Origin of the sequence: Streptomyces tanashiensis, from assembly GCF_014648895.1 — a bacterium.
GTDB lineage: Bacteria > Actinomycetota > Actinomycetes > Streptomycetales > Streptomycetaceae > Streptomyces > Streptomyces tanashiensis.
In genome coordinates, this window is the sequence record NZ_BMRZ01000003.1 from 668388 (window position 1) to 680640 (window position 12253).

A 12253-nucleotide genomic window follows, 5' to 3' on the forward strand; every position below is an offset into this window, starting at 1 on the left:
GATTCCTACCGGTAGAGCTCCGCCATGCCCCGGGCCGCCTCCGCGCACCTCTCCCGGAGCGCGTCCGGGGCCAGCACCTCCGCCTCCGGGCCGAGGCCGAGCAGCTGGCCGAAGGCGACCTCCTCGCTCTCCACCCGCAGCACGATCCGCACCCGGCCGCCCTCGGCCGTCCCCGCCGCCAGCGCCTCCTCGGCCGCCGCGCGGTCCGTGACGTACGGCAGCCGGCGGGCGCCCGCCTCGGAGAGCCGGACCACCACCTCCGCACGCAGCAGGGAGCGGGCGAACTCCGCCGACCGCTCCTCCCAGAAGGCGGGCAGGTCGAAGTCCGGGTCCCGGTCGAACCGCTCGCCGTCCACGGCCACCGCCGCGAACCGGTCCACCCGGTACGTACGGAAGGAGGAACCCGAGCGGGCGCACACGTACCAGACGCCCGCCTTCAGGACGAGGCCGTACGGCTCCAGCTCCCGCTCCACCTCCTCGCCGTCCCCGCGCCGGTACCGGGCCGACACCCACCGGTCCTCCCACACCGCCTCCGCCAGCGGCGCGAGGAGTTCCGGCGTCTCCGGCTCCTGGTACCAGCCGGGCGCGTCCAGATGGAAGCGCCGGGCCGCCGACTCGTGCGCGTCCCGCAGCGAGGGCAGCAGCGCCGCCGACACCTTGAGCCGGGCCGCCGAGGCCGCGTCCTCGAGACCCATGTCCCGCAGCGCGCCCGGCAGCCCCGACAGGAACAGCGCCTCCGCCTCGCCGCGCGCCAGCCCAGTCAGCCGCGTGCGGTACCCGCCGACGAGCCGGTAGCCGCCGGTCCTGCCCCGGTCCGCGTAGACCGGCACCCCCGCCTCCGACAGGGCGAGCGCGTCCCGCGTGACGGTCCGCTCCGACACCTCCAGCTCGGCGGCGAGCTGGGCGGCGGTCATGGACGGCCGGTTCTGGAGGAGCAGGACCATTTTGATGAGGCGGGCGGCACGCATGCCCACCAGACTGCCGTACGCACACGCCGAAGGGCCGCCTCCGCATGTGCGTGCGGAAGCGGCCCCTCGGACGGACAGGAGGCCTTACAGGCCGTAGCGCTCGCGCGCCTCCTTCACGGCCGTCGCCTGGACCTCGCCGCGGCGGGCCAGCTGGGCCAGGGCCGCGACGACGATCGACTGGGCGTCGACGCCGAAGTGGCGGCGGGCCGCGTCGCGGGTGTCCGAGAGGCCGAAGCCGTCGGCGCCCAGCGAGGTGTAGTCCTGCTCGACCCACTGCGCGATCTGGTCCGGGACCTGGCGCATGTAGTCGGAGACCGCGAGGACCGGGGAGTCGATGCCCTCCAGGGCCTTGCGGAGGTACGGCACCTGCTCCTCGCCGCGCAGGAGGGCCGCGTCGGCCTCCAGGGCGTCGCGGCGCAGCTCCGTCCAGGAGGTCGCGGACCACACGTCGGCGGCCACGCCCCACTCGGCGGCGAGCAGCTTCTGCGCCTCCAGGGCCCAGTGGATGGCCGTGCCGGAGGAGAGCAGCTGGATCCGCGAGGCGTTCGCGGGCAGGTTGAGGCCCGCGGACTCCGCCGTGTTGAAGCGGTAGAGGCCCTTGACGATGCCCTCGTCGATCCCGGACGGCTTGGCCGGCTGCGGCATCGGCTCGTTGTAGACCGTCAGGTAGTAGAAGACGTTCTGGTCCTCGCCCTCGGCGGCCTCGCCGTACATCCGGCGCAGACCCTCCTTGACGATGACCGCGACCTCGTAGGCGAACGCCGGGTCGTACGTCAGGGCCGCCGGGTTGGTGGCCGCGATCACCGGCGAGTGGCCGTCGGCGTGCTGGAGGCCCTCACCGGTCAGGGTCGTACGGCCGGCCGTCGCGCCGACGAGGAAGCCGCGGCCGAGCTGGTCGCCGAGCTGCCACATCTGGTCGGCGGTCCGCTGCCAGCCGAACATCGAGTAGAAGATGTAGAAGGGGATCATCGCCTCGCCGTGCGTGGAGTACGCGGTGGAAGCGGCGATGAAGTCGGCCATCGAACCGGCCTCGGTGATGCCCTCGTTCAGGATCTGGCCGTTGACGGCCTCCTTGTAGTACATCAGCTGGTCGCGGTCGACCGGCTCGTACGTCTGGCCCTTCGGCGAGTAGATGCCGAGCGACGGGAACAGCGACTCCATACCGAAGGTACGGGCCTCGTCCGGGACGATCGGGACCCAGCGCTTGCCGGTCTCCTTGTCGCGGATCAGGTCCTTGATCAGTCGCACGAACGCCATCGTCGTCGCCATCGACTGAGAGCCGGAGCCCTTGTCGAACGCGGTGAAGGCCTTGTCGGCCGGGGCCGGCAGCGGGGCGAGCGGGTGCGTGCGGCGGGCCGGGGCCGGGCCGCCGAGCGCCGCGCGGCGCTCCTGGAGGTAGCGGACCTCGGGGGAGTCGGCGCCGGGGTGGCCGTAGGGCACCTGGCCGTCGACGAACTGCGCGTCCGAGATGGGCAGCTCAAGAAGGTCACGCATGTTCTTGAACTCGTCCGTCGTCAGCTTCTTCATCTGGTGGTTCGCGTTCTTCGACGCGAAGCCCTCACCCAGGGTGAAGCCCTTGACGGTCTGCGCCAGGATGACCGTCGGCGCGCCCTTGAACTCCAGGGCGGCCTTGTACGCGGCGTACACCTTGCGCGGCTCGTGGCCACCGCGGGAGAGGTGGAAGCACTCGAGGATCTTGTCGTCGCTGAGCAGCTGCGCCATCGCGACGAGCGCCGGGTCCTTGCCGAAGAAGTCCTGGCGGATGTAGGCGGCGTCGCGGGTCTGGTACGTCTGGACCTGCGCGTCCGGCACCTCGCGGAGGCGGCGGACGAGGGCGCCGGTCGTGTCGAGCGCGAACAGCTCGTCCCAGGCGTTGCCCCACAGCGACTTCACGACGTTCCAGCCGGCGCCGCGGAACTGGGCCTCCAGCTCCTGCACGATCTTGAAGTTGGCGCGGACCGGGCCGTCGAGGCGCTGCAGGTTGCAGTTGATGACGAAGGTCAGGTTGTCCAGACCCTCACGGGCCGCCAGGGCGAGGGCCGCGGTCGACTCGGGCTCGTCCATCTCGCCGTCACCGAGGAACGCCCACACGTGCGAGGCGGAGACGTCCTTGATGGAGCGGTTGGTCAGATAGCGGTTGAAGCGCGCCTGGTAGATCGCGGAGAGCGGGCCCAGACCCATGGAGACGGTGGGGAACTCCCACAGCCAGGGGAGGCGGCGCGGGTGCGGGTAGGAGGGCAGGCCGTTGCCGCCGGACTCCTGCCGGAAGTTGTCGAGGTGGCCCTCGTCGAGGCGGCCGTCCAGGAAGGCGCGGGCGTAGATGCCGGGGGCGGCGTGACCCTGGATGTAGAGCTGGTCGCCGGAACCGTCGGCTTCCTTGCCCTGGAAGAAGTGGTTGAAGCCCGTCTCGTAGAGCCAGGCCGCGGAGGCGAAGGTGGCGATGTGGCCGCCGACGCCGTGCTTGGAGCCGCGGGTGACCATCGCGGCCGCGTTCCAGCGGTTCCACGCGGTGATCTTCCGCTCCATCTCCTCGTCGCCGCCGAACTCGGTGACCGAGGGCTCGGCGGAGGTGGGGATGGTGTTGACGTAGTCCGTCTCCAGGAGCTTGGGCAGGGCCAGGCCCGCGCCCTCGGCGTGCTGGAGCGTGCGGCGCATCAGGTAGGCGGCCCGGTGGGGGCCGGCGGCCTTGGTGACGGCGTCCAGGGAGGCCGCCCACTCGGCGGTCTCCTCGGTGTCACGGTCCGGGAGCTGGTCGAGCTCGCTCGGAATCTTGCCTACGGGATCGGTCATGATCGCCGCCTTCCGGACAGGTGGGGGTGGAGAAGGGGTGCCTTGTCTGGCAGGACAGGGCGAAGGGCCGGGTAGCGGCCCGCCGAAGACTGTAAACCGGCGATCGATGATCGATCAAAGGGTTGAAGGGGAAAACCTCTTCAGATCGAGAAAGTCGGCACAGGGTGCCAAGGGAAAGGGCACCCGGTGCCTCGTTTTCTGGCCTGTTTTCGCAGGTCGGACCCGCTGTCTGAGGGTCCGTGCGCACGAATGAGCGGGCCCGTCGACACGACGGACCCGCTCACCGTGCGTACGGCTCTGGCTCAGGCTCGCGGCGCGCAGCCCAGAACGTGCGCCTTCACGAGGGCACCGATGTTCGGGTCGCCCCGCCGGAAGGCCTCCACCAGCTCCTGGTGCTCCTCCGCGTACGACTTCTGGACCGTGCCCAGCCAGCGGATCGACAGGGCCGTGAAGACCTCGATCCCCAGCGTCTCCCAGGTGTGCAGCAGGACGCCGTTCCCGGCCGCCTTCACCAGCTCCCGGTGGAAGGCCACCGTGTGCCGCACCTGCGCCGTCCCGTCCGAGGTCGCGTCCGCCTCGTACAGGGCCGCCACGTGCGGCTCCAGGGCCGAGCAGTCCGCCGCGAGCCGCCCGGCCGCCAGCTCGGCCGCGATCTGCTCCAGACCGGCGCGTACGGGGTAGCTCTCCTCCAGGTCGGCCGCCGTGAGATTGCGGACCCGGACGCCCTTGTTGGGCGCCGACTCGATCAGCCGCAGCGACTCCAGCTCGCGCAGCGCCTCACGGACGGGGGTCTGGGAGACCTCCAGCTCGGTCGCGATCCGGCGCTCCACGATGCGCTCGCCCGGCTTCCAGCGGCCGCTGACGATCCCCTCCACGATGTGCTCGCGGATCTGCTCGCGCAGCGAGTGGACGACGGGGACGGTCATGAAGCGGCTCCTCGGGGAGTGTTGACCCTTAGACAATACGGCGGCGCCCCCGTCCGGAAACACTTCCGGACGGGGGCGCCGCTGGTGAGGCTCGTTACGTTGCCTTTCGGCGACCGTGCCTTACAGACCGAGGTCGACCTCGAACTCGCCGGCCTCCAGGATCGCCTTGACGGCGGTCAGGTAGCGGGCGGCGTCGGCGCCGTCCACCAGGCGGTGGTCGTAGGACAGCGTCAGGTAGGTCATGTCACGGACGCCGATGACGGTGCCCTCGGCGGTCTCGATGACGGCCGGACGCTTGACCGTGGCACCGATGCCCAGGATGGCGACCTGGTTCGGCGGCACGATGATCGTGTCGAACAGCGCACCGCGCGAACCGGTGTTGCTGATGGTGAAGGTCGCACCGGACAGCTCGTCCGGCGTGATCTTGCTGGCGCGGACCTTGCCGGCCAGCTCGGCCGTGGCCTTGGAGATGCCGGCGATGTTCAGGTCGCCCGCACCCTTGATGACCGGGGTCATCAGACCCTTCTCGGAGTCCACGGCGATGCCGATGTTCTCCGAGTCGAAGTACGTGATGGTGCCCTCGTCCTCGTTGATCCGGGCGTTGATGACCGGGTGGGCCTTCAGCGCCTGGGCCGCCGCCTTCACGAAGAACGGCATCGGGGAGAGCTTGACGCCCTCACGGGCGGCGAAGGCGTCCTTGGCGCGGGCGCGCAGCTTCATCAGCTTGGTGATGTCGACCTCGACGACCGAGGACAGCTGGGCCTGGCCGTGCAGGGCCTTCATCATGTTGTCGCCGATGACCTTGCGCATGCGGGTCATCTTGACCGTCTGGCCACGCAGCGGGGAGACCTCCAGGGCGGGGGCCTTCGGCGCGGCGGCCGCCGGGGCGGCGACGGGAGCGGCAGCGGCGGCCTTCTTGGCCTCGGCGGCCGCGAGGACGTCCTGCTTGCGGATGCGGCCGCCGACGCCGGAGCCCTTGACGGCCGCCAGGTCGACACCGTTCTCGGTGGCGAGCTTGCGGACCAGCGGGGTCACGTACGCGCCGTCCTCCGAGGCCGCGGCCGGGGCGGCCGCGGGGGTCGCCGGGACCGGGGTGACCACGGCCGGGGCGATGGACGGGGCGGCGGCGACCGGAGCCGGAGCGGCGACGGGAGCGGCCGGGGCGGCCGGCGCGGGGGCCGGGGCCGGGGCGGCCGGGGCCACCGGGGCCGGGGCGGCGGCGACGGGGGCCGGGGCGGCGGCGACGGGGGCCGGGGCGGCCGGAGCCGGAGCGGCGGCCGGGGCGGCACCCGCGACGCCGATGACGGCCAGCTTGGCGCCGACCTCGGCGGTCTCGTCCTCGGCGACGACGATCTCCAGGAGAACGCCGGAGGCGGGGGCGGGGATCTCGGTGTCGACCTTGTCCGTGGAGACCTCGAGCAGCGGCTCGTCGGCCTCGACGGTCTCGCCGACCGACTTCAGCCAGCGGGTGACGGTGCCCTCGGTGACGGACTCGCCGAGCGCCGGCAGGACGACGTCGGTGCCCTGAGCGGCACCGGCGGGGGCGGCGGCCGGAGCCTCGGCCACGGGGGCCGGGGCGGCGGGGGCCTCGGCGACCGGAGCCGGAGCGGCGACCGGAGCCGGAGCGGCCTCGGCGGCCGGGGCCGGGGCGGCCGCGGGGGCGCCGGTGCCGTCGTCGATGATGGCCAGCTCGGCGCCGACCTCGACCGTCTCGTCCTCGGCGACCTTGATGGAGGCCAGGATGCCCGAGGCGGGGGCGGGGATCTCGGTGTCGACCTTGTCGGTCGAGACCTCGAGCAGCGGCTCGTCGGCCTCGACACGCTCACCCTCGGCCTTGAGCCAGCGGGTGACGGTGCCCTCGGTGACGCTCTCGCCGAGCGCCGGCAGGGTTACGGAAACCGACATGGTTTCAGTTGCTCCTAACGAATTGCGGAAAGTGGTCGTCGCGCCCTGTGATGACGTGAGCGTCAGTCGTGGGAGTGCAGAGGCTTGCCGGCCAGGGCCAGGTGGGCCTCGCCGAGCGCCTCGTTCTGCGTCGGGTGGGCGTGGATGAGCTGCGCGACCTCGGCCGGCAGCGCCTCCCAGTTGTAGATCAGCTGTGCTTCGCCGACCTGCTCGCCCATGCGGTCACCGACCATGTGGACGCCGACCACGGCACCGTCCTTGACCTGGACGAGCTTGATCTCGCCCGCGGTCTTGAGGATCTTGCTCTTGCCGTTGCCCGCGAGGTTGTACTTCAGGGCGACGACCTTGTCCGCGCCGTAGATCTCCTTGGCCTTGGCCTCGGTGATGCCGACGGAGGCGACCTCGGGGTGGCAGTACGTCACCCGGGGCACACCGTCGTAGTCGATCGGGACGGTCTTCAGACCGGCCAGGCGCTCCGCGACGAGGATGCCCTCGGCGAAGCCGACGTGCGCGAGCTGGAGCGTCGGGACGAGGTCGCCCACGGCCGAGATCGTCGGCACGTTGGTGCGCATGTACTCGTCGACGAGGACGTAGCCGCGGTCCATGGCGACGCCCTGCTCCTCGTAACCGAGACCGGCGGAGACCGGGCCGCGGCCGATGGCGACCAGGAGGACCTCGGCCTCGAAGGTCTTGCCGTCGGCGAGCGTGACCTTGACGCCGCTGTCGGTGTACTCGGCGGACTGGAAGAAGGTGCCGAGGTTGAACTTGATGCCGCGCTTGCGGAACGCGCGCTCAAGAAGCTTCGAGCTGTTCTCGTCCTCGACCGGGACCAGGTGCTTCAGGCCCTCGATGACCGTGACGTCGGTGCCGAAGGACTTCCACGCCGAGGCGAACTCGACGCCGATGACGCCGCCGCCCAGGATGATCGCGGACTCGGGGACCCGGTCCAGCGTCAGAGCGTGGTCCGAGGAGATGATGCGGTTGCCGTCGATCTCCAGGCCGGGCAGGGACTTCGGCACGGAACCGGTGGCCAGGAGGATGTGACGACCCTCGACGCGACGGCCGTCCACGTCGACGGAGGTCGGGGAGGACAGGTGGCCGGTGCCCTCGATGTACGTCACCTTGCGGGAGGCGACCAGACCCTGCAGGCCCTTGTACAGGCCCGAGATCACGTCGTCCTTGTACTTGTGCACGGCCTTGATGTCGATGCCCTCGAAGGAGGCCTTGACACCGAACTGCTCCGCCTCGCGCGCCTGGTCGGCGACCTCGCCGGCGTGGAGCAGGGCCTTCGTCGGGATGCAGCCGTTGTGCAGGCAGGTGCCGCCGAGCTTGTTCTTCTCGATCAGTGCGACGTCCAGGCCCAGCTGCGCTCCGCGCAGCGCCGCGGCGTAACCGCCGCTACCGCCGCCGAGGATCACTAGGTCGAAAACGGTGCTGGCGTCGTTCGCCACGTCACGTCCTCCATGCATGTGCGCTCGTCGCCGGTCGTCGACGACCTGGCGGCGGCTGGTGTCCGGCCGCTTTATTTCGGCCCTGTGGTGGGGGCCCTGTCCTGCCGAGAACCCATCTTCGCACTTGTTGACGGGCGACGGGACGCGGGGCCGTGGTCTGAGACGGCCGATCGTCCGTACGGCGGGGTCACGAGCGCGTACGAACCTACGGATTTCGTCGCGAGCGAACAGCCGCGGGCCGACGGGGGAAGGCCCCGGGAGCCGAGGCTCCCGGGGCCTTCCGTCACAGCAGAGGTGCTCAGAGCTCGCCGGCCGCCGTGCGCTCGGCCAGCTTCACCAGGGTGCGGACCGAGGAGCCGGTGCCGCCCTTCGGGGTGTAGCCGTACGGGGCGCCCTCGTGGAAGGCCGGGCCCGCGATGTCCAGGTGGGCCCAGGTGATGCCCTCGCCCACGAACTCCTGCAGGAAGAGACCGGCGACCAGGCCGCCGCCCATCCGCTCGCCCATGTTGGCGATGTCGGCGGTGGGGGAGTCCATGCCCTTGCGCAGGTCCGCCGGGAGCGGCATCGGCCAGGACTGCTCGCCGACCTCGTCCGCGATCTCGTGGATCGCGGTCCGGTAGTCGTCGTCGTTGGCCATGATGCCGAAGGTGCGGTTGCCCAGCGCCAGGACCATGGCGCCGGTCAGGGTCGCCACGTCGACGATCGCGTCCGGGTGCTCCTCGGAGGCCTTGGTCAGCGCGTCGGCGAGGACGAGCCGGCCCTCGGCGTCGGTGTTCAGCACCTCGACGGTCTTGCCGCTGTACATGCGCAGGACGTCACCCGGGCGGGTGGCGGAGCCGGACGGCATGTTCTCCGCGAGGGCGAGCCAGCCGGTGACGTTGACCTCGAGGCCGAGGCGGGCCGCGGCGACGACGGAGGAGAACACGGCGGCGGCGCCGCTCATGTCGCACTTCATCGTCTCGTTGTGACCGGCCGGCTTCAGGGAGATGCCGCCCGAGTCGTAGGTGATGCCCTTGCCGACCAGGGCGAGGGTCTTCTCCGCCTTCGGGTGGGTGTAGGCGATCCGGACCAGGCGCGGCGGGTTCACGGAGCCGACGCCGACACCGAGGATGCCGCCGAAGCCGCCCTTGGTGAGCGCCTTCTCGTCGAGGACCTGGACCTTGAGGCCGTGCTCCTTGCCGGCGGCCTGGGCGGCGGCGGCGAACGCGGCCGGGGTCAGGTCGTTCGGCGGCTGGTTGATCAGGTCGCGGGCGCGGTTGATCTCCTCGGCGACGGCCTGGGCGCGCTCGGCGGCGGCCTTGTAGGCCTTGTCGCGCGGCTTGGCACCGAGCAGGGCCACCTCGGCGAGGGGCTTCTTCGCGTCGGCGTTCTCCTGGTACGCGGTGTAGGCGTACGCGCCGAGCAGGGCGCCCTCGGCGACGGCGGCGGCGTCCTCGGCGGCGAGGATCGGCAGCGCGAACGCGGCCTTCTTCGTGCCGGTCAGGGTGCGGGCGGCGGTGCCGGCGGCGCGGCGCAGGGTCTCGGCGTCGAAGGACTCGCCGTCCTCGGGGGCGGCGCCCAGGCCGACGGCCAGGACGACGGGGGCCTTGAGACCGGCGGGGGAGGGCAGCTTCGTCGCCTCACCTTCGGCACCCGAGGCGCCCAGGGTCTCCAGGACGGCGGCGAGCCGGCCGTCGAAGGCCTTGTCGACGGCCTCGGCGCCCGGGGCGACGACCAGCGCCTTCCCGGACTTCGCGAGCCCGACGACGAGGGCGTCGGCGCGCAGCGTCGCCGCGCCGGCAGTGCTGAGAGTGAGAGCAGTCACGGTGGTGAAATCTCGCTTCCATTGAGTTCTGTGGCGGTCGAGGGATGGGCCGACCGTGCCCGCCGCATCGTATTTCGGCCCGGAGAGCGCCGAGAACGAGCCTACGCTCGCTCGCCCGGTTCGCTCACGGCGGCGGTGATTCACTCATCCGTGGTGTCTCTTTCATGTTTACCGTTCAGGCTCGGACGGCTCCTCCACACTCGCCTCAGTCGCGCAAGGACGACGCTCTCGTCTTTGCATCATCTGCATCATCTCCACAGATCCCCCGCCCCACGCCGGGCACGGAGGGATCTGCCGAGGGGGGACACCACCTGATGGACTCCGGCCGAATCCGTACGCCCAGAACCGCGCCCCGCACCACCGCCGGCGCCCGCATCGCACCCCGCACGGGCAGGATCGCGGCGCTCGCCGCCGCCGCGCTGCTCGCCACCGTCGTCCCGTCCGCGCAGGCGGTCGCCGCGACGGCGCCCCGCGTCGACCTCACCGTCCTCGTCGTCGACGACGGCGGCAGCGCGGTCGGGGCGATCACCGCCGAACTGAAGGGCTCCGGCGTCCCGTACCGCAGGATCGACCTCGGCGACCCGAACCGGCCGGTCCTCGACGCGGCCTTCCTCAGCGACACCGTCGACGGGCGGCCGCGCGCCAAGTACCAGGGCGTCGTCCTGCCCCACGAGACCGCCTTCGGCCCCGACTCCGCCGAGGCCACCGCCCTCAAGGCGTACGAGCGGACCTTCGGGATCCCGCAGGTCGACGCCTACACCTGGTCCCACCCCGGCGTCGGCCTCGACTACACCGACCAGGGCGGCTGGTCCGGCGTCCTCGACGGCCGCCAGGCCGGCGTCACCCCCGCAGGGCAGGCGGGCCCCTTCCGCTACCTCGCCGGGGCGCTCACCTTCGAGGACAACGACCCCTCGATCGCCGAGAGTTACGGCTACGCGGGCCGCCCCCGCGCCGGCTACACCAGCTACCTCGACGTCCCCGTCGACGGCGGCGGCCGGGCCAGCCTCGTCGGCGAGTACGCCGCCGACGGCCGCCGCGAACTCGTCGTCACCTTCGCCTACAACCAGTACCAGCGGCAGTTCCGGGCCCTCGCCCGCGGCATCGTCGACTGGCTCACCCAGGGCGTCCACCTCGGCCAGAGCCGCAACTACCTCTCCGTCCACGTCGACGACGTCTTCGCCCCCGACGCCCGCTGGGACTCCGCGCTCGACTGCACCCCCGGCGACTTCGACTGCGTCGGCGACGACGGCGAGGGGGCGAACCCCATCCGCATGACGGCGGCCGACGCCCAGTACGCCGCCGCCTGGCAGAAGTCCTCCGGCTTCACGCTCGACATGGTCTACAACGGCGGCCAGGGCGAGCAGTGGAAGACCGAGCACGGCGGCACCGACCCGCTCACCGACCGGCTCGTCGCCGACCGCGCCCAGTACCGGTGGATCAACCACACCTACACCCACCCCTTCCTCGGCTGCGTCCAGGACAACAGCGTCGTCCCCTGGAAGTGCGCCTCGGACACCGCGGGCAAGATCCTGTGGGTCAGCCGCTCCGAGCTCTCCGGCCAGATCCGGAACAACCACAACTGGGCCGTCGGCAAGGGCATCTCCGTCGACCGCTCCGAACTCGTCACCGGCGAGCACTCCGGTCTGAGGACCCTGCCCCAGCAGCCCGCCGACAACCCCAACCTCGCCGGCGCCCTCGCCGACAACGGCGTGAAGTGGACCGCGAGCGACAACTCCCGCGAGCCCCAGCAGCGGGCCGTCGGGACCGGCGCCGCGAAGACCGTGCCCCGCCACCCGATGAACGTCTACTACAACGTGGGCACCGCCGCCGAGATGGCCGACGAGTACAACTGGATCTACACCTCCCGCGCCGACGGCGGCAGCGGCATCTGCGAGTCCAACCCCGCCTCCACCTGCCTGCCCGCCCCGCTCCCCACGGCCACCGGCTACGCCGACCACATCGTGCCGCAGGAAGCCCGCACCGCCCTCTCCCACGTCCTGGGCAACGACCCCCGGCCGCACTACGTGCACCAGTCCAACCTCGCCGAGGAGCGGCTCCTCTACCCCGTCCTCGACCGCGTGCTCGCCGACTACCGGGCCCTGTTCGCGGCCAACGCGCCCCTGGTGAACCCCGCCCAGAAGGACGTCGGCACCGAACTGGGCCGCCGCGCCGCCTGGGACCAGGCCGTCGCCGCCGGAAAGGTCACCGCCTACCGCATCGGCACCACGGTCACCGTCAAGGCGCCCTCCGGCGTCACCGTGCCCGTCACCGCGCCCGAGGGCACCCGCAAGAACCTCCTGCTCGGCACCACCGCCTTCGGGGCGTCCTACGCGGGCTCCCGCTCCGCCTGGACCACGCCCGAACTGCTCCAGACCGCCGTCACACTCACGCTCCCGACCGCCTGACCAG

Annotated in this window: 7 protein-coding genes; 1 reads left to right on the forward strand and 6 read right to left on the reverse strand. The window is 71.7% G+C overall.

The genetic code is table 11. From position 1 onward, the window contains the following. Positions 1-5: 5 nt before the first annotated feature. From IE237_RS13670 to IE237_RS13695, 6 genes are all read right to left on the reverse strand, one after another. On the reverse strand, positions 6-968 hold the full coding sequence (locus IE237_RS13670; RefSeq protein ID WP_189802171.1) for a helix-turn-helix transcriptional regulator: 963 nt from the start codon (positions 966-968) through the stop codon (positions 6-8). 84 nt (positions 969-1052) lie between these two features. After that, a complete protein-coding gene (gene aceE / locus IE237_RS13675; RefSeq protein ID WP_189802172.1) occupies positions 1053-3758 on the reverse strand; it encodes a pyruvate dehydrogenase (acetyl-transferring), homodimeric type in 2706 nt (901 codons plus the stop codon). A 302-nt stretch (positions 3759-4060) separates the two neighbouring features. Then, entirely contained in the window at positions 4061-4684 is a 624-nt protein-coding gene (locus IE237_RS13680) for a GntR family transcriptional regulator (protein WP_189802173.1), read from the reverse strand. A gap of 120 nt (positions 4685-4804) precedes the next feature. Next, the gene (sucB, locus tag IE237_RS13685; protein WP_189802174.1) at positions 4805-6589 is read right to left on the reverse strand and encodes a 2-oxoglutarate dehydrogenase, E2 component, dihydrolipoamide succinyltransferase; all 1785 of its coding nucleotides are present in this window, start codon (positions 6587-6589) and stop codon (positions 4805-4807) included. A gap of 62 nt (positions 6590-6651) precedes the next feature. Further along, complete coding sequence (lpdA, locus tag IE237_RS13690) at positions 6652-8040, reverse strand: dihydrolipoyl dehydrogenase (RefSeq protein WP_189802175.1); 1389 nt, start codon at positions 8038-8040, stop codon at positions 6652-6654. Positions 8041-8338: 298 nt separating this feature from the next. Then, entirely contained in the window at positions 8339-9844 is a 1506-nt protein-coding gene (locus tag IE237_RS13695) for a leucyl aminopeptidase (protein ID WP_189802176.1), read from the reverse strand. A gap of 314 nt (positions 9845-10158) precedes the next feature. On the opposite strand from IE237_RS13695, the gene IE237_RS13700 reads away from it, so the two are divergent. Beyond that, positions 10159-12249 (forward strand): hypothetical protein, encoded by a 2091-nt coding sequence (locus IE237_RS13700; protein WP_189802177.1) that lies wholly within the window; start codon positions 10159-10161, stop codon positions 12247-12249. Positions 12250-12253 lie beyond the last annotated feature (4 nt).